This window comes from Enterobacter roggenkampii (assembly GCF_001729805.1).
Classification (GTDB): domain Bacteria; phylum Pseudomonadota; class Gammaproteobacteria; order Enterobacterales; family Enterobacteriaceae; genus Enterobacter; species Enterobacter roggenkampii.
Genome location: NZ_CP017184.1, coordinates 2,468,742 through 2,488,227, shown reverse-complemented (window position 1 = coordinate 2,488,227; position 19,486 = coordinate 2,468,742). Strand labels below are relative to the sequence as shown.

The 19,486-nt window shown below is 52.1% G+C and carries 18 protein-coding genes and 1 pseudogene; 13 read left to right on the top strand and 6 right to left on the bottom strand.

Features of this window, described 5'->3' with window-relative positions; genetic code table 11:
- Window positions 1-71: 71 nt before the first annotated feature.
- Window positions 72-2,195, bottom strand: coding sequence for a putative bifunctional diguanylate cyclase/phosphodiesterase (locus BFV67_RS11625; protein ID WP_069598372.1), 2,124 nt, complete (start codon window positions 2,193-2,195; stop codon window positions 72-74).
- 457 nt (window positions 2,196-2,652) lie between these two features.
- On the opposite strand from BFV67_RS11625, the gene BFV67_RS11620 reads away from it, so the two are divergent.
- From BFV67_RS11620 to dbpA, 4 genes are all read left to right on the top strand, one after another.
- Entirely contained in the window at window positions 2,653-3,795 is a 1,143-nt protein-coding gene (locus tag BFV67_RS11620; RefSeq protein ID WP_023327604.1) for a methyl-accepting chemotaxis protein, read from the top strand.
- 155 nt (window positions 3,796-3,950) lie between these two features.
- Window positions 3,951-4,934 (top strand): zinc transporter ZntB, encoded by a 984-nt coding sequence (zntB, locus tag BFV67_RS11615; RefSeq protein WP_023292275.1) that lies wholly within the window; start codon window positions 3,951-3,953, stop codon window positions 4,932-4,934.
- Between the two features lie 273 nt (window positions 4,935-5,207).
- A complete protein-coding gene (ynaL, locus tag BFV67_RS24615) occupies window positions 5,208-5,390 on the top strand; it encodes a proline-rich small protein YnaL (RefSeq protein ID WP_071530964.1) in 183 nt (60 codons plus the stop codon).
- Window positions 5,391-5,417: 27 nt separating this feature from the next.
- A complete protein-coding gene (gene dbpA, locus BFV67_RS11610) occupies window positions 5,418-6,791 on the top strand; it encodes an ATP-dependent RNA helicase DbpA (protein WP_069598371.1) in 1,374 nt (457 codons plus the stop codon).
- 42 nt (window positions 6,792-6,833) lie between these two features.
- Here dbpA and ttcA read toward each other — a convergent pair whose 3' ends face one another.
- Entirely contained in the window at window positions 6,834-7,769 is a 936-nt protein-coding gene (gene ttcA / locus BFV67_RS11605; RefSeq protein ID WP_008501267.1) for a tRNA 2-thiocytidine(32) synthetase TtcA, read from the bottom strand.
- A gap of 35 nt (window positions 7,770-7,804) precedes the next feature.
- Window positions 7,805-7,894: pseudogene (locus BFV67_RS24610) on the bottom strand (hypothetical protein); the annotation flags it as partial.
- A 133-nt stretch (window positions 7,895-8,027) separates the two neighbouring features.
- Here BFV67_RS24610 and BFV67_RS23310 point away from each other — a divergent pair.
- Both BFV67_RS23310 and BFV67_RS11600 read left to right on the top strand, forming a co-directional pair.
- On the top strand, window positions 8,028-8,762 hold the full coding sequence (locus BFV67_RS23310) for a YnfC family lipoprotein (RefSeq protein WP_235610596.1): 735 nt from the start codon (window positions 8,028-8,030) through the stop codon (window positions 8,760-8,762).
- Between the two features lie 94 nt (window positions 8,763-8,856).
- A complete protein-coding gene (locus BFV67_RS11600; RefSeq protein ID WP_069598370.1) occupies window positions 8,857-9,372 on the top strand; it encodes a GNAT family N-acetyltransferase in 516 nt (171 codons plus the stop codon).
- 33 nt (window positions 9,373-9,405) lie between these two features.
- On the opposite strand, the gene BFV67_RS11595 is transcribed toward BFV67_RS11600, so the two are convergent.
- The gene (locus BFV67_RS11595) at window positions 9,406-9,816 is read right to left on the bottom strand and encodes an ASCH domain-containing protein (protein ID WP_032663431.1); all 411 of its coding nucleotides are present in this window, start codon (window positions 9,814-9,816) and stop codon (window positions 9,406-9,408) included.
- A 288-nt stretch (window positions 9,817-10,104) separates the two neighbouring features.
- On the opposite strand from BFV67_RS11595, the gene BFV67_RS24190 reads away from it, so the two are divergent.
- The 7 genes from BFV67_RS24190 (at window position 10,105) to BFV67_RS24605 (ending at window position 13,924) form a co-directional block, all read left to right on the top strand.
- Window positions 10,105-10,314 carry a hypothetical protein gene (locus BFV67_RS24190; RefSeq protein ID WP_126287803.1) on the top strand — a complete coding sequence of 70 codons (210 nt, stop codon included), beginning with the start codon at window positions 10,105-10,107 and terminating at the stop codon, window positions 10,312-10,314.
- A 202-nt stretch (window positions 10,315-10,516) separates the two neighbouring features.
- Window positions 10,517-12,040, top strand: a complete 1,524-nt coding sequence (locus tag BFV67_RS11590) for an EAL domain-containing protein (RefSeq protein WP_023292280.1) — start codon at window positions 10,517-10,519, stop codon at window positions 12,038-12,040.
- Window positions 12,041-12,135: 95 nt separating this feature from the next.
- The gene (locus tag BFV67_RS11585) at window positions 12,136-12,477 is read left to right on the top strand and encodes a DUF1294 domain-containing protein (protein WP_032637746.1); all 342 of its coding nucleotides are present in this window, start codon (window positions 12,136-12,138) and stop codon (window positions 12,475-12,477) included.
- Window positions 12,478-12,666: 189 nt separating this feature from the next.
- Window positions 12,667-13,116: a hypothetical protein gene (locus tag BFV67_RS11580; protein ID WP_021240258.1), complete on the top strand. Its 450-nt coding sequence runs from the start codon at window positions 12,667-12,669 to the stop codon at window positions 13,114-13,116.
- Window positions 13,117-13,155: 39 nt separating this feature from the next.
- Window positions 13,156-13,353, top strand: coding sequence for a hypothetical protein (locus BFV67_RS11575; RefSeq protein ID WP_008501277.1), 198 nt, complete (start codon window positions 13,156-13,158; stop codon window positions 13,351-13,353).
- Between the two features lie 2 nt (window positions 13,354-13,355).
- Complete coding sequence (locus BFV67_RS11570) at window positions 13,356-13,778, top strand: GFA family protein (RefSeq protein ID WP_008501278.1); 423 nt, start codon at window positions 13,356-13,358, stop codon at window positions 13,776-13,778.
- A gap of 68 nt (window positions 13,779-13,846) precedes the next feature.
- Window positions 13,847-13,924 carry a hypothetical protein gene (locus tag BFV67_RS24605; protein WP_223239581.1) on the top strand — a complete coding sequence of 26 codons (78 nt, stop codon included), beginning with the start codon at window positions 13,847-13,849 and terminating at the stop codon, window positions 13,922-13,924.
- A 338-nt stretch (window positions 13,925-14,262) separates the two neighbouring features.
- Here BFV67_RS24605 and ompC read toward each other — a convergent pair whose 3' ends face one another.
- Both ompC and nifJ read right to left on the bottom strand, forming a co-directional pair.
- The gene (gene ompC, locus BFV67_RS11565; RefSeq protein WP_008501279.1) at window positions 14,263-15,423 is read right to left on the bottom strand and encodes a porin OmpC; all 1,161 of its coding nucleotides are present in this window, start codon (window positions 15,421-15,423) and stop codon (window positions 14,263-14,265) included.
- A gap of 388 nt (window positions 15,424-15,811) precedes the next feature.
- Window positions 15,812-19,336 carry a pyruvate:ferredoxin (flavodoxin) oxidoreductase gene (gene nifJ / locus BFV67_RS11560; RefSeq protein WP_069598369.1) on the bottom strand — a complete coding sequence of 1,175 codons (3,525 nt, stop codon included), beginning with the start codon at window positions 19,334-19,336 and terminating at the stop codon, window positions 15,812-15,814.
- Window positions 19,337-19,486 lie beyond the last annotated feature (150 nt).

The window sequence follows — 19,486 nt, the reverse complement described above, 5'->3', positions numbered from 1 at the left end:
TTAATACGCCTGACAATCATGACAGACGTGACTCGTGTGTTCTGCTTTGAAACATACTCTACTAAACCCCGTCAGGCATGGTTTTTTTGTGAAATAAATGCGGCGTCCGTTTGAATTTTATTAAGGGGGATAATTTGCCTTTCTGAGTTTATCTGCAGAAGCAGCCACGGCACCTGTTCGGCAGGTAAGGGGCGTGAGAAGAGGTAACCCTGCAGGTAGTCGCAGCCGAGACGGGTGAGAACCGCCTGCTGTTCTTCCGTTTCAATCCCTTCTGCCACCACGTTCATCTCCATGGTGCGGGCGATACTCATAATGGTTTCAACCAGCTTGTAGGTTTTTTCATTTTCCAGCATCGACGTTACAAAGCTTTTGTCAATCTTGAGCTCTTTTGCCGGCAGCACGCTCAGCATCAGCAGGTTGGAGTAGCCCGTACCAAAATCATCAATCGAGACGGTGATCCCCGCATGATTAAAAGCGTTGAGCAACTCAATGCTGCGGTCGAGATTTTTCAGCGCGGTGCTCTCCGTGACCTCAAGGATCAGCCTGGACGGGGACAAGTTATATTTTTCCAGCATCGACGATACGATGTGGAAAATGTCCGGCTGCTCGAACTGGACGGGGGATAAGTTGAGCGATAACGTCCACTGGCTGAACCCTTGTTCAGTCCAGAAATGCAGCTGTCGGCATGCCGCTTCAATGGCCCAGTTGCCCACCGGAATAATTAAGCCGGTTTGCTCCAGCGAGGGGATAAACAGACCAGGCAGCACAACGCCTTGCTCAGGGTGCCGCCAGCGCAGCAGGGCTTCAAAACCATGGATAGTCTTCTCTTGCGCATACCAGGTTGGCTGGTACCACAGTTCAAACTGATCGCGCTCAAGCGCCTGTGAGAGCTCCTGAAGAAAACCGGGTTTTGCCGGGATTGCTGTCGACATCTCGGTTCTGTAACGCGCCCATCCGTTGCGGCCGTCGTCTTTGACGTGATGCAGGGCTGCATCAGCTTTGAGTTTCAGTTCATGCAGCGTCTCGCCATCCTGAGGATAGAGGCTGACGCCCGCACTCATTGTCGTGTTAAGCGTATGACCACAGATCGAAAGAGGACGTCGCACATCCTCGAGCAGCGACGCGAGCAGGGCGTTGAGTTTGTCGTCGTCACATTCCGGCACCAGCAGGATAAAAGCGTCACCTCCCAGCCTTGCCAGGGTCATCTCACGCGAGAGCCGGGAAGTGATGCGTTGTGCGACGGTGATCAATAACTCATCGCCGACGCTGTGACCCCAGGTATCGTTGACGCGTTTGAAGTGATCGACGTTCAGGAAAATAACGGCAAATTGCCTGTTGCTCAGCAACGCGCTGCGCAGGCAGTCCTGCATGCGGAGATCCATCTGATGGCGATTCGCGAGTCCGGTGAGCGCATCAAAGCGCGCCTGGAGCTCAAGCTGCCGATTGAGTTGTCGAAGATTATCCGTCAGCCGGCCGGTGCGCCGGTGAGAATCGATAAGGGAAATAATTAACATCACGCCAAGCAGGCAGAGCGTGGTGACAGAAACCCAGATGGATAACCCCAGCTCGCCGATCCCACCGGGGAGGGTATGCGACATTTCCGGGTAATGCGCAGCGCTCATGCCGGTATAGTGCATCGCACAAATGGCGGCACCCATGACCAGGGCGGCGAGAAGGCGCTCGATAAAAACCCCTTTGTCTCGCAGGCGGAAAGCCAGCCACAGCGCCGTGCCGGACGCCACCACGGCAATGACCACCGACAACCCCACAATACGGCGATCCCAGATAATGCTGCCATCCAGCATCAGGGCAGCCATACCGATATAGTGCATAGATACCACGCCTGCGCTCAGGATAGCCGTGGCAACGATCGGTCGAAACGAAGAACGTTTTTTTCCCGCGACGGCAATATCAAGGGCCGTGGTCGACGCAATAATCGCGACGCCCAGAGACGCAAGGGTTAACCAGAGGTCATAGCGCATCATCATCGGCATCTGCATCGACAGCATGCCGATAAAGTGCATCGACCAGATGCCGATCCCCAGCGTCATACCCCCGGTAATGCGCCAGAACAGGGCAGCCTTTCGGCTGGAAAGGGGGATCTTTCCGGCACTGTCCAGCGCCACAAAGGAGGCGATAAATGCCACCAGATAAGAGATAGCGATTAACACAGGGTCCCACGATATATTGAGCATTATGCAATCCCACGCCTGAGAGGGTTACCGATTTCGCCTGCCGGGCACATCTTAATCTGGCAACGAACATGCGCATTCAAACAATATTAGTTATTTATCGTGAAGCATGACCAGTCATATTAATACTCTACATCGCATTAAGAATATAAAATATATTCTCATTGTTAACGTATTAAGCATTGCTAAACAAGAGCGAATAAAAGTAGCAAAGCTCCTTAAATATAACGGCGATTGTATCGGTTCGCCGCAGCGGATGGTATCGCTTAACGTGGCGGCAGACCAGTATCACAGCATGCTGCGAAGAACATTTTCACTAATACGCTTTTTTCATCTGACTTAAGCTAAATCCCAGGCTGCTAACGGCGAAACAACAAACCCGTGAAGTTTACGAGGAAAAACGTTTGTGCCAATGCTATAAGTCTAGATGCCGACCAAAATATAAAATGTGGGTATCATCATGCTAAGAAATATTAGTGTCAGAACCTTTATTATCGGGTTCCTTTTATCGCTATTTTTGGTAAACGCAGGTGTCGTTGTTCTAATTTCCAGCAAGCCCTCTCTCTTTATTTCCCTTAACGCTATCAATTTCGTTGCGCTATTTTTGCTTTGGGTCTATATGACCCGGTATCTTGTGACGCCGATCAATACGGTGAAGAAAAGTATTGAAGAGGTGACTGCCGGCAACCTGGGGGTTTCTATCCCGGAGTTTGGCAATAACTGTGCGGGGCGACTCATTCCCGGGATCAACAGCCTGTCCGGCAACATTGCGACGCTGGTGAGTGAGATCAGGGCGTCATCGCAAACCGCCATGACCTTATCGGATCAGCTCTCGACACGTAGCGCTCAGCTCTCGGTCAAAACCGAACAGCAGTCTGCGTCTTTAGTGCAAACCGCAGCCAGCATGGAGCAAATGGCGGCGAGCACTAAAAATAACGCCGATAACACCCGCCTGGCGAGTGAACAGGCGAATATGGCGACGCTGCAGGCGCGTAAAGGCGGGGAGCTGATGGGGCAGGTTGCCAACAATATGCAGTCCATTACCGAATGCGCCCAGCAGATGACGGAGATTATTTCGCTGATTGACGGCATTGCGTTCCAGACCAATATTCTGGCGCTCAACGCGGCCGTTGAGGCGGCAAGAGCGGGCGACCATGGAAAAGGTTTTTCTGTCGTTGCGGAAGAGGTCAGAAACCTGGCGCACCGCAGCGCAGAGGCCGCGAAGAATATCAAAGCGCTGATTGAAGTCACCAGCAGTAACGTCACGCAGGGCGCGACCGTGGTGTCGCAGGCAGAGAAGAATATGCATGAAATCGTGACGGGCTCGGGAAACGTCAGTCGCTTAATGGATGAAATCTCCGCGTCGACGTCTGAGCAGGAGAAAGGTATTTCCCAGATCACGCTGGCGCTATCGGAGCTGGAGCGGGTCACGCAAAGCAACGTGGCGATGGCGGAGGAACTCAACGGCTCCTCGGATGTACTGCGCAATCAGGTGATTGAACTCCAGGCCCGCACGCGGAATTTTAGATTGGATCACGGGTCTTCGTCCCCATTACCGACCGGCTCCCCCTCCTTCCTCCAGCAGCCAGAACACTCTCTCTGAAAGCGACACGAAGCCTGGCATGCCAGGCTTTTTTCATACATCTGCCCACCCAGCTCAATTCCCGAGCGATTTCAGCGCGATGGAATACATAGTTGTTGCTTAACCCCTCATGAAAGCTAGACTGACACCGAAAGAGTTAAAAAGGTGGAGGTGCTGTGGAAAGCATTAAAGGATCTGAACTTAACGTTCCTGACGCAGTTTTTGCGTGGGTGCTGGACGGCCGCGGCGGTGCCCGACCGCTGGAAGATAATGATGTGATCGACAGTGCGCATCCCTGCTGGCTGCATCTGAACTATACCCATCCGGACAGCGCTGACTGGCTGGCGTCGACCCCGCTCTTGCCCAATAACGTGCGCGATGCGCTGGCGGGTGAAAGCCTGCGGCCCCGCGTAAGCCGCATGGGTGACGGGACGCTGATTACCCTCCGCTGTATTAACGGCAGCACGGATGAACGTCCGGATCAGCTGGTGGCGATGCGGGTCTATATGGACGATGGGCTGATTGTCTCCACCCGACAGCGTAAGGTCCTGGCGCTGGATGACATCGTCAACGATCTGAAAGAGGGCACCGGGCCGATCGACTGCGGCAGCTGGCTGGTGGACGTCTGTGACGCGCTTACCGATCACGCCAGTGAGTTTATTGAAGAGCTGCACGACAAAATCATCGACCTGGAAGATAACCTGCTCGATCAGCAGATCCCGCCGCGTGGTTTTCTGGCCTTATTGCGCAAGCAGCTGATTGTTATGCGCCGCTACATGACGCCGCAGCGCGACGTGTATGCGCGGCTGGCCAGCGAAAGGCTCGCCTGGATGAACGACGACCATCGACGCAGAATGCAGGATATTGCCGACAGGCTGGGCCGCGGGCTGGATGAAATTGATTCCTGTATTGCCAGAACGGCGGTGATGGCGGACGAAATCGCGCAGGTGATGCAGGAGTCGCTGGCGCGAAGAACCTATACGATGTCCCTGATGGCGATGGTGTTTTTACCGAGCACGTTTCTGACCGGGTTGTTTGGCGTCAACCTGGGCGGAATTCCGGGTGGCGCTTATCGCTACGGTTTTACGGCGTTTTGCGTGATGTTAGTTGTTTTGATTGGGGGTGTTGCATGGTGGTTGCATCGTAGTAAATGGCTGTAAATTTACGCTTTTTTCATCTTTTTCCGGGATTAAAACGCTCTTTTAATTGAGCGAAGTCAATAAACATCTACCCCGTAAGGTGCAATATTACTCCCGCAGGTGAATGCAACGTCAAGCGATGGGCGTTGCGCTCCATATTGTCTTACTTCCTTTTTTGAATTACTGCATAGCACAATTGATTCGTACGACGCCGACTTCATAGTCGGCTTTTTTTTGCCTCCTGATTCTGAGCGTCTACCCTAAAAGGGATGACAGCAAATTATGGAGGGAATGATGAGCATCCTTAACGCTCTGCTACTGCCACAATCGCGTCAATCCGATCCTATCCCCAGCGATCCGGTACCTATGCCCGATCCCATCCCGCGTCCCCAGCCGATGCCCGACCCGCCGCCCGATGAAGAACCGATTAAATTGTCGCATCGGACCGCGAGATCTGCGAGGATACGCGCCATCTGACCGCAAAGATCACCACGAGAGACAATTGTGACCGCTTTTTCTACCCTGAATGTTCTGCCCGATGCCCAACTCGCTAACCTCAACGAGTTGGGATACCTCACGATGACGCCTGTTCAGGCGGCCGCCTTACCCGCCATTCTTGAGGGCCGTGACGTGCGCGTGCAGGCGAAAACGGGCAGTGGGAAAACGGCGGCCTTTGGCCTTGGCCTGTTGCAGCATATCGATGCGGCGCTTTTTCAGACCCAGTCTTTGGTGCTGTGTCCGACCCGCGAGCTGGCAGACCAGGTTGCGGGTGAACTGCGTCGCCTGGCACGTTTCCTGCCAAACACCAAGATTTTAACCCTCTGCGGCGGGCAGCCGTTCGGTGCCCAGCGTGATTCGCTTCAGCATGCGCCGCACATTATTGTCGCGACGCCGGGACGCCTGCTCGATCACCTGCAAAAAGGCACGGTCTCACTGGATGCGCTACAAACGCTGGTGATGGATGAGGCCGATCGGATGCTGGATATGGGCTTCAGCGAGGCCATTGACGAAGTGATCCGTTTCGCACCGGCCGATCGCCAGACGCTTCTGTTCTCCGCAACCTGGCCGGAAGCTATCGCCGCCATCAGCGGGCGCGTGCAGAAAAATCCTCTTACCATTGAAATCGACAGCGTAGATGCGCTGCCCGCCATCGAACAACAGTTCTTTGAAACCTCGCAGCAGGGGAAGATCCCGCTCCTGCAGAAATTACTGAGCCAGCATCAGCCTGCCTCCTGCGTGGTGTTCTGTAACACCAAAAAAGACTGTCAGTCGGTTTGTAATGCTCTGAATGCCGCCGGGCAGAGCGCGCTGTCGCTGCATGGCGATCTTGAACAGCGCGATCGCGATCAGACGCTGGTCCGTTTCGCGAACGGCAGCGCCCGCGTGCTGGTGGCGACCGACGTCGCTGCGCGCGGTCTGGATATCAAATCGCTTGAGCTGGTCGTGAACTTTGAACTGGCATGGGATCCGGAAGTGCACGTGCACCGTATTGGCCGCACCGCGCGCGCCGGGAACAGCGGTCTGGCGATCAGCTTCTGCGCACCTGAAGAGGCGCAGCGCGCCAATATTCTCTCTGAGATGCTGCAGATTAAGCTGAACTGGATGAATCCCCCAGCCGGCGTCAGCCTTGTGCCGCTGGAGGCCGAAATGGCGACCCTGTGCATTGATGGCGGTAAAAAAGCCAAGATGCGTCCTGGTGATGTACTCGGTGCACTGACCGGGGATGTGGGGCTGGACGGGGCGGATATCGGTAAGATTGCGGTCCATCCGGCGCATGTCTACGTCGCGGTTCGCCAGGCGGTTGCCCATAAGGCATGGAAGCAGCTGCAAAACGGGAAAATTAAGGGTAAAACCTGCCGCGTACGCCTGCTGAAATAAAGCATGAAGCGTCTCAGACGGTGTTTCTGAGACGCTAACCGCTTACTTCACTTCAAGCACGTTCAGACGCAACGCTTCAAACTGATTGTCATCGTCTTCCGGCTGCCAGCCTGCTGGCTGCATCGGGATCTCTTCCCGGTCAAATGCCAGATCGCCGCCGTTCACGACTTCTGACTCGTGATTGATGCCTTTAAAGTCGAACAGTTCCACATCCGCGAGATGGGAAGGGACGACGTTCTGCATGGCGCTGAACATGGTTTCGATACGACCCGGATAGCGCTTATCCCAGTCGCGCAGCATGTCGCCAATCACCTGACGCTGCAGGTTCGGCTGAGAGCCGCAGAGGTTACATGGAATGATCGGGAACCCTTTCGCCTGAGAGAAACGCTCAATGTCTTTTTCACGGCAGTAGGCAAGCGGGCGGATCACAATATGTTTACCGTCATCACTCATCAGCTTAGGCGGCATACCTTTCATCTTGCCGCCGTAGAACATATTGAGGAACAGCGTTTGCAGGATATCGTCGCGGTGATGGCCCAGGGCAATTTTGGTCGCGCCCAGCTCGGTCGCGGTGCGATACAGAATACCGCGGCGCAGACGAGAGCACAGAGAGCAGGTGGTTTTCCCTTCAGGAATTTTCTCTTTCACAATACCGTAGGTATTTTCTTCGACGATTTTGTACTCAACGCCCAGATTTTCGAGGTATTCCGGCAGAATGTGCTCCGGGAAGCCCGGCTGTTTCTGGTCAAGGTTGACCGCCACCAGGGAAAAATTCACCGGCGCGCTTTGCTGAAGATTACGCAGGATCTCCAGCATGGTGTAGCTGTCTTTACCCCCTGACAGGCAAACCATGATGCGGTCGCCTTCTTCAATCATGTTGAAGTCTGCAATGGCTTCGCCCACGTTACGGCGCAGTCGCTTTTGCAGTTTATTCAGGTTGTATTGCTCTTTTTTGTTAATCTCTTGATTCTGTTGCATTGAGTACTACCTTCGGAGCCAGCAGGGGCAAAAATTGTATGCCGCGTATGGTACGGATTCCGGCGGCGAATGCCAGCACGTTTTACTGCTGCGTGAAATCTGGCGCCGATGCGTGATAAAGGGTAGCGTTCAGACGTTTGGATACGATAGCGATTTTACGGCAAACGGCGCAGTTGTGGCGCAATCATCTCCGCCAGTATCAATGTTGAAGATTAGCAGTAAGCATGCTGTAATGAGCTTAGTTAATCTGAGGGTAACTTGAGCTTATATTTAAAAATGATAAAAACTTCTACTCTTTTCTTTTGTACTTCCTTATTTTCAAGTATGGCTTTTGCAGAAAATCACTACATACCTCTACTTTATAACTTATCGACTATGTTTGATTTCAATCCAGTTAAGGGGGCTGTTAAATCCTTAGATACTGATGTTGAGGAGAATGGAAAAATCACTTATAAAATCTCCATCAGACTGAATAAAAATGGTTGTGTTGATAGCTTAAACCTTGATAATGTTTCTTCTGGGCATGAAACCATTCTAAAATATACAAATGGAAGTCTTATTGGCCATAGAGATGGCAAGCCTTTCTCAATACAACTTGATGAAAAATGTCACATTTTGAGTGAAAATGAAAATGGTGACGAGTTGCGTTACACTCTTTACCCGAATGGATTAATTAAAGACACCTATTTTTTAGGCAAAAAAATATCTGAACATTTTTATGATGAAGACGATAATTTGACGCGCTCTGAATTTTATAGTTCAGAAAGCGTTATGTCTAAAAATGAAATATCTTATGTTGATAAAAAAAGAAAGCCTCTTGATTATAAACTAATAAACTCATCAGTTTTCTCGGAGGGGTATACAGCAACCAGCTCTTGTCATTATAACGAAATGCTTGTGCCTGAAATATGTAATGCCACAGTACAGAACGCAGGTAATCCGGCACCGAAACCAGTTTCAATGACAGCACATACGAAAGTTGAATTCTACTAGATTAAAACGATTCCAATAAGCTACCTCCGGCGTCATGGTGTTTTATCGGGACGAGTTCAATGAAGGCACTGGCTTAATGTAAGAGGAATTTAAGATGAATATAGAAACGGTCCGCTTAATCCTGGAACCCTTTAATGATTCACATTATGAAGGCTTAAGGGTAATGGATAGTGATGCTGAGGTGATGCGCTATATCAATAAGGGTATCGTTAAAACGCCCGAAGAAACCTGGGAGGGCATCAGAAAGGTGCAGGCTCGCTGGGATAAGTATCACTTCTCGTGGTGGGCTATCAGAGAGAAATCTTCTGGTGCGATCGTTGGTGCGGCATGCCTCCAGCACCTGGCGAACGTGGAGGGGGCACCATTAGAGATTGGCTGGCGCCTCGTGCCTGAACACAATGGCAAAGGCTATGCTACAGAGGCAGCGAAAGCGATCGTTGATTACGCTGTAGAACGGGTGGGAGCATCTTATCTGGTGGCCGTGGCCGATCCAGAAAATATCGCATCGCAGCGTGTAATGAAAAGGTTAGGTATGTCTTATAAAGCCATAGAGCTGCATTACGATACGGAATGCGTTGTGTACGAGCTTAACATGAGTAAGCCTGCTTAATTAAGCGACACATCACTGCCACTTTATCTCAGCTTACAGCACCTCAACCAATTCAAATTCTTCTGCGATCAGTTCCATATCTTCAGAAAAATGGCCTTCGCGGAAGAAAAATCGCTGATGCTCTTTCCGCCAGTATTCAAGGCTTAAATCACCTTCACCCTCTTTGCGAGCGAATTCCTCATTAACATCGCAAAAACGCACCAGTCGCATGGAAACCAGCCGGATCACACAGACCGGGACATTCTGACCATCAAGGATTATGTTGTAGCTTCCTATCCGTGGAGCAGAGACATCCTGCGAGTACGAGGCAAAAGATCCGCAGGTGGCCGTTTTGAGCCCTTTTTTAATCAGGTCCGCAAGCGCGTTCGCCAGTTCCGGGCTGTCACCCATTTGCCAGGCCGCTGCGCCTGGGTACTTCATTTTTAATTCCTCAACCTTAACCATTGAAATCCCTTCTCAACCCTTGACCATAAGAAACATAATAGCGGTTTTAGCATAAACTCCCTCGATATTTGAAGCGTAATCGGCTTTACTTCTACTTTTGAACACAGGCTGGCTGGAATACAAAGGGTTGCATGCATTGGTTGTGTAAATATATTCTTATGGGGGTATCTGTGTGGTGAATCTGCTGCCTGCAGCCCGGCGCGTGACGTTATAATCAGTAACGAGTCATCGGGATGCTATCGGCACCACGCATTTTCTGTAACTTTTATCCCATTGGAAGGGGTTAGCGTGTTCAAGCTTAATACATCTCTACTGGCGGTTTTGCTGCTGTCAGGCTGTAGCTCCGATCTGGTTCTCAACCCACCTAAGCAACCTGAATACAAGTCGATGCCTGAAATAACGCAGTCTGTGACGCCATCACAACAGCGTGCAATCATGGCTGGCGAGCGGCCTGACTGGTCAGAAAGAACGCCGGTCAAGACAATAAAGCAATACTGATAAGCACTTAACAACCAGGGCTGCCGTTCGGCGGCCTTTTTATTTACCCATTTGAGAAGGTGCAAAGACGGAGCCTGGTTTGGGGAAAATTTCTGACGGCGGACATGGTATTTCTTTCTTTATCAACCATGCTTAAGGCGAAGATAATTCAATCACTTCAGCATCACCGAAGCGGCAACGTCACTCGAGTCGAGAACCCTGAATGCGCCATGCACCTATCTCCATAGCTGCAGCCACGGCAATTTTTGTGCTGGGCGTTTTTATCATCAATATCCAGGTCTGGTACTCGGCGCGGGCTGACAGCCTTGCCGGGGCGCACTACGTCGTCAGGAATATGCACGTTATTCTTACAGAAGCGCATCATGCGACCCAGGTTGCAATGCGGCTTGCTGAGAATGAGTGTGATGCTGAAGGACAGTATCGGCTCGGCACTGAAGCGGCATTACAACCCCATCTGAGAACGATCGTTATTCTGAAAAAAGATGTGGTATGGTGCTCCTCCTTGCCGGGAAACCGCGTGTTGTTGGTTAACGGCTCAGCGCTGCCTGAAGCGCCATTGCTACTTGTTCCATCGAAAAGTACGGTCAACGGCCTGCCGGTTCTCTTATACCAGACAAATCATGCCGGCAGCCGAATCATGGTGAGCATCAGCGACAGCCATATCCGGGATGCGCTGAATATGCCACTACGTGGCGTGGCGTATTCGCTGCTGGTCGGCAATCGTCGTTTAGGCCAATCAGGCGATGTCTTGACGGCAGCCCATTCAAACAACGATGTTCTGACGGTAAAAGCCGCTGATTATGCCTTCGCGATTCAATTTAACGCTCCGCCTCTTTTTAGCCTGACGCGATTATTCGACCAGGCCGGTGGAGTGGTGTTATTTCTACTGCTCGTTTCCTCTCTTTCTGCTTATCTTCTGCAGCGATATCTGTCTAAGGATATTTCACCGGAAGAATCGCTGCGTACCGCCATCTACAGAAATGAAATTATTCCCTATTACCAGCCCGTCGTGAGCGGAAAAGAGGGCACCTTGCGCGGTGTAGAGGTGCTGGCCAGATGGAAGCATCCGCAATCCGGGTTTATCTCTCCCTCGTCATTTATTCCTCTTGCTGAGAAAACAGGGCTAATAATTCCACTAACTCAAAGCTTAATGCGTCAGGTTGCAACGCAGATGAATGCTATTTCTACGCTGCTGCCGGAAGGATTTCATGTCGGGATTAACTTCAGTGCGTCTCATATCGTTGCCTCTACCTTTTTTGAAGAGTGTCTGAATTACAAGCGCAGCTTTGTTCAACAGGATCTTAACCTCGTTGTGGAGGTGACCGAGCGTGAACCTCTCCACGTAGATGAACATCTCGTTAAGACCCTGAATGCGCTACATGAAATAGGGTTTGCCATTGCCCTGGATGATTTTGGAACGGGATATTCCGGCCTGTCCTACCTGCAGGACCTGCACATTGATTACATCAAAATCGACCAAAGCTTTGTTGCCAGGGTTAATGAGAATGAGGATTCCACCCTGATCCTGGATTCGGTACTGGAACTGGCAAAAAAACTGTCAATCCGTATTGTTGCGGAAGGGGTTGAAACCCAGGAACAGCTTGATTACCTCATGCGCAATAACATCACGTTTTTACAGGGCTACTTCTTCTACAAACCCGTTCCTTTTAAGGAGTTGATAAAAATTCTGTTATCGAAGCCAAAGGTTAAAGTGAGGGTGGAGTGACGTTTGTCCTGTTGTCAGCAATTCCCGCCCGATACATTCATAAGTAGCGTATAATGCGGCGTCGAAAACCGCTCAACACTTCTCTGGCCAGTACTATGACCCTCAATCGCGTTTGTTATTTACTTCTGATCTTTGCTGCGATCGGCAGTCTTTTTACCTCGAGCCCTTTGGCTATGTGGTTTCTGCTGATCAATATGCTGACGTTGGTCATGTATGGTGCCGATAAAATGGCGGCGCGGAAAGGCATGCGCAGGGTTCCGGAAGCCACGCTGCTGGTATTTGGCGTAACGGGCGGCTGGCCTGGCGCGATTGTAGGCCAACAGCTCTTTCGCCATAAAACACAAAAGCAGCCGTTTAAAACCTACTTCTTCTTAAGCATTGTCGTTAGCATCGCCGTGATGGCGGCGGTTTACCATTTCTCGCCTGTTTCTTCTTGATGGCCGTTTTGACATCAAGTTAACCTGAGTTTTTCAGATGCCAGCACTACGTTGATAAGACGGTCATTCGGATAGCGCGTCGTGAATAAATCCTCTATCACTGCCAATAGTAGTAGGACTATTCTTAAGTTGTTGCTGTTTTTTGCACAATCTGAATAATACGTGCAACAACACGGACGGCAACATCCCATGAAAATAGTCTCTATTACGCTGGCAGCGCTGGTGCTTTATTCTGCACCTGCCTGGTCCGCTTTTCAGGAGCGGGAATATAATACCTGGTATATGAAAAATGCGGTGCTTTATGATATGACGCAGACCTCGGAAGGTTTTCCCGTCATGGTGAGCGTATCCCAGCCTGGGAGAAAATCCGCTAATTTGCTGGTGTCATATATTACGGAAGGCCGCTGTGGTGAGAATAATCTGCCGCTTAATGTGAATGGTAAAGTGCTGCCCGCCAAATATAATTGTGTCCAAATAGGAAAGAACAGAATTGAACATTTTTCAGTGGTGGATGCGGACAGCGTTAATGGCATGGTGACGCATCTGAAATCTGATTTCACTATTCTCCTGCAAAACGATATCAAAATTTGGGCAGCAAATATCAAAGCGCCAAAATACGGGCTAACCCCGCGCTTTTAAAATCATGCTACGCTTGTTTGTTGTATCAGGAGCATGAGTATGAAGAACAAAGACGAACAAACAGGATTAGTGGGGCTGGCGATTGGGGCGGCCGTTATTGGGCTGGTTTCTGCCCAGAAACCAATCGATCGCGACAGCATTGTTGATGAGCTGGTCAGGCTCGGCAGGCAGAAAGGCGATGGTGTAGAAGATGAGGTTTTCGTCAAGGCTGCTGACCTGGTGAGGAAGGGGATCTAGCCATGGCTGATATTCGTCATGCGCAGTGCCATTGTGGCGCGGTGGCCTTTACCGTTGCGCTAACGGATGGCCTGAATACCGCGCGGCGCTGCAGCTGTTCCTTTTGTCGCATGCGGGGTGCGGTCGTCGTCTCTGCGCCGCTGTCAGGGATTACCGTGACCAAAGGTGAGGATAAGCTCACGGAGTACCGCTTCAATACGGGAACGGCACGGCACTTTTTCTGCTCGGTGTGCGGAATTTACACGTTCCATCAGCGGCGTTCTAATCCAAACGAATACGGCGTGAATGTGGCCTGCTTTGATAACGTCTCACCGTTCGATTTCCCTGAAGTGACGGTGATGGACGGGGTTAACCATCCCTCAGATGGAGATAGCGGGGTGTTTGGCTACCTCTCTTTTCGCAAGAAAGGAACAGGTCAGGCGTAATTGCCGCCTGGCCACTCTGTAATCAGCCTGACTATAGTGGAGGGTGGTTATCTGAAACAGGAGAAACTATGCTTTGTGTTGAAAAAGACGATCCGCGTGAGGCCCCTGAATCAGGTGATAAAAAGCCTCAACCCGTAAAAAAATAACGCAACCTGTGCGTTTTCCCGCCACCGGCACTGCTGGTGGCTTTTCATTTCTCAGGGAATACTGTTAACCGCCATCAAGGTGGTTCAACACAGCACTGAGATGCCCGACAATATCAGCAAAATCAAAAATTAACGCCATCCAGATGAGCGCTAAAAGAGTTAGTACGACAACGGATACACGACCAAACAACGCTGTTATCCTTAGTGATGGAAAGGCTATCACCTGAGTTTAAACAGCTTTACCTCAACTTACCCTCAACCACGTGATTTCAGAACCTGCTTTTTGTGACGAACGTCAAGAGATGGGTGAGCCCGCATACTGATGCGGGCTCTGGCAATCAGAACTGGTAAACCAGACCCAGTGCCACGACATCATCCGTGCCGATGCCGTTGTTTTTGTAGAAGCTGTCATCTTCATCCAGCAGGTTGATTTTGTAATCAACGTAGGTGGACATGTTTTTGTTGAAGTAATAGGTTGCGCCGACGTCAGCGTACTTAACCAGATCCTGGTCGCCCTGGCCGTTGCCAAGGTCCTTGCCTTTAGACTGCAGGTAGGAAAGGGACGGACGCAGGCCGAAGTCGAACTGGTACTGTGCGGTCACTTCGAAGTTCTGGGTTTTGTTGGCAATACCGCCGCCTGAAGTGCTGTCACTGGAACCGTATGGCGTCATATTGCGGGTTTCAGAGTACATTGCCGCCAGGTAGATATTGTTAGCGTCATATTTCAGACCCGCGGTCCATGCGTCCGCTTTATCGCCGCCAGCATATTGAGATGCTGCACCGGTGCCTGCGATCACCTGGTCATTAGTACGATCTGAAGAGGTATACGCTGCACCCGCAGTAATCCCCATGCCAAAGTCATAGGTTGTGGAGATACCGAAACCGTCACCGTTTTGGTTACGAATGTTGTTATCAGAACGGTTGTTCGTTCCTTCCTGAGAACAACCATTCTCGTCACAGTTGCTGCCTTCATTTTTGCCCTGATACTGCAGCGCAAAGTTCAGACCCTGCACCAGACCATAGAAGTCGGTGTTACGGTAGGTTGCTACGCCATTGGCGCGGCCGGTCATGAAGTTGTCGGCTTTGGTGTAGGAGTCGCCGCCGAACTCAGGCAGCATATCGGTCCAACCTTCCACGTCGTACAGTACGCCATAGTTACGACCGTAATCGAAGGAACCGTAGTCGCCCACTTTGATACCGGCGAAGGCCAGACGCGTCCAGGACTGGTTATCAGACCCTTCGGTGTTATTGGCCTGAATGTTGTATTCCCACTGTGCGTAGCCAGTCATCATGTCGTTGATCTGGGTTTCGCCTTTAAAGCCCAGACGCATGTAGGTTTGATCCCCGTCAGCGCCTTTATCATCGGAGAAATAGTGCAGACCATCTACTTTTCCGTACAGATCTAATTTGTTACCGTCTTTATTATAAATCTCGGCTGCATGAGTTGCGCCAGCCATTAACAGAGCCGGAATCATCAGGGCCAGTACTTTTCTTTGCATTTTGATATTCCTTTGCGGTTGTTTTTATTTAATTACCTGTTGAACTTTCCGAATACGAAAGTTGTCTCATGCTAAATCACTCCCGTGTAAGAGTAATAAATTATAATTGTTACGAACTAAGTAAAATCTAAACTGAATACATCAGCGGTAATGGTCATTGGTTTGGTGAATGCTTTAAGGCTAAACATAATAAATTAAAATTATTAATCAGGTGTGAATTAAGCTATTCTTGATGGCGTTATATGCCTTTAAGATTATTTATCCATAATTCGCATGAATAATATTTAGGGAACTAAATAGATATTTAATGATTATCTGGATTCGCCCGGTGTGAATACACCGGGTTTTTTTATGGCAAAAAAATGCCCGGACGCGCCGGGCAGAGAGACTAGTCGCTGGTCGATTTTTCGGCTTTACCCGCCAGCTGCGCCAGGAAGTCATACCGTTTTTGCAGATCCGCCGCAGCGTCTTTCCATAGCTGTTCGGCCACTTCCGGCTGCTGCGCGTTAAGGCGACGGAAGCGCTGTTCCTGCATTAACGTCTCGGCCAGAGCATCTGACGGCGGACGCGAATCCAGCGCCAGCGGTAATTTACCCTCGTCCGCACGGCGCGGATCGAACCGATACAGCGGCCAGAAGCCGGTCGCAGTTAGCTGTCGCATCTGATCGTGGCTGAGTGCCAGGTCGTAGCCATGCTCTTCACACGGGCTGTAGGCAATGATCAGCGACGGGCCGGGATACGCTTCCGCCTCCTGGATCGCCTTCACCGTCTGGTTAAGCTGTGCCCCCAGCGAGATTTGCGCGACGTAAACGTGACCGTACATCATCATGCTCACCCCGAGATCTTTGCGTGCCTTGCGTTTCCCGTGCTCACCGAATTTCGTGACGGCACCCAGCGGCGTGGCTTTCGACGCCTGACCACCGGTGTTGGAATAACACTGCGTATCCAGCACCAGGATATTGACGTTTTCGGTCAGGCTCAGCACGTGGTCCAGGCCGCCAAAGCCGATGTCATAAGCCCAGCCGTCGCCGCCAATCAGCCAGATCGATTTTTCGACCAGGGCGTCCGCGTCGGTCAGCAGCTGTTCAGCGCCCGCCACGCCCTGAAGCGCCTGACGCAGCTCTGCAACCTGCTCACGACGTACCTCTGGCGTCGCGTCGGCGTGAAGCGCGTCATTGAGCCCGGCGGGGATCTGCCCGGCAAACTGCTCCAGCAGGCGCATCACGCGCGCGCGGTGCTGGTCAACGGTCAGGCGGAAGCCCAGACCAAATTCGGCGTTATCCTCGAACAGCGAGTTGGCCCACGCGGGACCGCGGCCGTTGGCGTCAGTGGTATACGGCGTAGAGGGCAGGTTGCCGCCATAGATAGACGAACAGCCGGTAGCGTTGGCAATCAGCATCCTGTCACCGTACAGCTGGGTAAGCAGCTTGATATACGGTGTTTCACCGCAGCCCGAACAGGCACCGGAGTATTCAAACAGCGGCGTGATCAGCTGCGAAGTGCGAATATCAATGCGTTCCAGTTTGCTGCGATCGATTTCCGGCAGATTCAGGAAGAAGTCATAATTCACTTTCTCTTCTTCGACGTGCTCCAGACGCGACATCATATTGATGGCTTTAATCTCCGGGTTCTGCCTGTCTTTCGCCGGACAAACCTCGACGCACAGGTTACAGCCGGTGCAGTCTTCCGGCGCGACCTGCAGAACGTATTTCTGTCCGCGCATATCGCGGGATTTTACATCCAGGGAATGCAGGCTGGCCGGGGCGGCCTCCATCTCTTCCGGCGACACCACTTTGGCGCGAATGGCAGAGTGCGGGCAGGCCGCCACGCAGTGGTTGCACTGGGTACACAGATCTTCTTTCCAGATGGGGATCGCTTCGGCGATGTTGCGTTTTTCCCAGCGGGTGGTGCCCATCGGCCAGGTGCCATCCGGCGGTAGGGCAGAGACGGGCAGGGCATCACCCAGCCCGGCCAGCATCGCCGCCGTCACGGTCTTCACGAAATCAGGTGCCGCATCAGACACCACCGGAGGCCGGTTCGGGCTTGCGGCATTGACCGGCTGCAGCGGGACCTCAAACAGCGACTCGCGCGCCAGGGCCAGCGCCTGCCAGTTACGCTCGACCAGCTCCTGGCCCTTGCTGCTGTAGCTTTTGGCAATCGCGCCCTGCAGTTCCGCCAGCGCGCTGTCGCCCGGCAGGATATTCGTCAGATGGAAGAAGGCCATCTGCATAACGGTATTGATACGCGCGGCAAGGCCACATTCGCGGGCAATTTTCGCCGCGTTAACCACATAGAAACGGGCTTTTTTCTGGTTCAGCACCGCCTGCACTTCCTGCGGCAGGCGCGACCAGACTTCATCCGCGCTGTATGGCGTATTCAGGAGGAAAATACCGCCAGGTTTCAGGCGCTCGGCCATCTGGTACTTATCAATGAACTGCAGCTGGTGACAGCCAACAAAATCAGCCTGAGAAATTAGATACGCAGAGCGGATGGGCTGTTCGCTCACCCGCAGGTGGGAAACGGTCAGACCGCCAGCTTTCTTGGAGTCATAGACGAAGTACCCCTGGGCGTACCACGGCGTGGAGTTCCCGATGATTTTGATGTTGTTTTTGGTCGCGGAGACGCTGCCGTCACTGCCCAGACCATAGAACAGCGCCTCGAGTTTGGCGGTCGAGGGCAGGGTGTTTTCCGGCAACGTCAGGGACAGATTCGTCACATCATCATAAATGCCGACGGTAAAGCGCGGCTTGGGCTTCGCTTCGCTGAGCTCGTTGAAGACCGCCAGCACGCAGTCCGGTCCGAACTCTTTGGAGGACAAACCGTAACGCCCCCCGATCACGCGCGGCAGCGTTTCACGTTCGCCATGATTAAAGGCCTCGGCCAGGGCGGTCATCACATCCAGATACAGCGGTTCCGCCTGCGCGCCCGGCTCTTTGGTGCGATCGAGCACCGCAACGGTACGCGCGCTTTCCGGCAGCGCAGAGAGGAGATGTTTCGCCGAGAACGGCCGATAGAGACGCACTTTCAGCACGCCAACTTTTTCGCCGCGCGTCAGCAGCTCATCAACAACTTCCTCGCAGGTGCCAATGGCCGATCCCATCAGCACAATGACCCGTTCCGCCTGCGGATGGCCGTAATACTCAAAGGGTTTGTATTCCCGACCCGTTGCGGCAGCAAAGTCATTCATCGCCTGTTCAACATGGTCGTAAACCGCGTTGTACCACGGGTTGGTGGCCTCGCGTGACTGGAAATAGGTATCCGGGTTCGCCGACGTGCCGCGAATCACCGGGTGCTCCGGATTCAGGGCGCGGGCGCGATGCGCGTCGATGTCCGCCTGCGGAAGCAGATTCAGAATTGTCTCGTCAGCCAGCGGGACGATTTTGTTAATTTCGTGGGACGTACGGAAACCATCAAAGAAATGAATAAACGGCACCCGGCTTTTGAGCGTGGCGATATGCGAAATCAGGGCAAAGTCCTGGGCTTCCTGAACGCTGCTGGCGCACAGCATTGCGCAGCCGGTCTGGCGAACGGCCATCACGTCAGAATGATCGCCAAAGATAGAGAGCGCGTGGGTGGCAACGGTACGCGCAGCGACGTGCAGAACGAAGGGAGTCAGTTGTCCGGCAAGTTTGTACAGCGTCGGGATCATTAATAACAATCCCTGGGAAGAGGTAAACGACGTGGAAAGCGCGCCGGTCTGAAGCGCGCCGTGGACCGTGGCAATCGCACCGGCTTCCGACTGCATTTCAACCACTCGCGGGACATCGCCCCAGACGTTTTTTAACCCGTTACCCGCCCAGGCGTCCGCCTGCTCAGCCATGGTAGAACTTGGCGTAATCGGGTAGATGGCGATAACTTCACTGGTGCGAAACGCGACTGAGGCAACTGCACCATTACCGTCAATAGTTTGCATAGGACAACACCCTTACATTGCGCAAAAAAATAGGGGTCTGTATTACGGCAACAAACCCTGAATATTATCTGTGTATTCTAGCAAACGGGGGATTTTTCGATTTTCGCTTTTGTGTCCTCGTTATTCCTGCCATCAATGTGTAGATCAAAC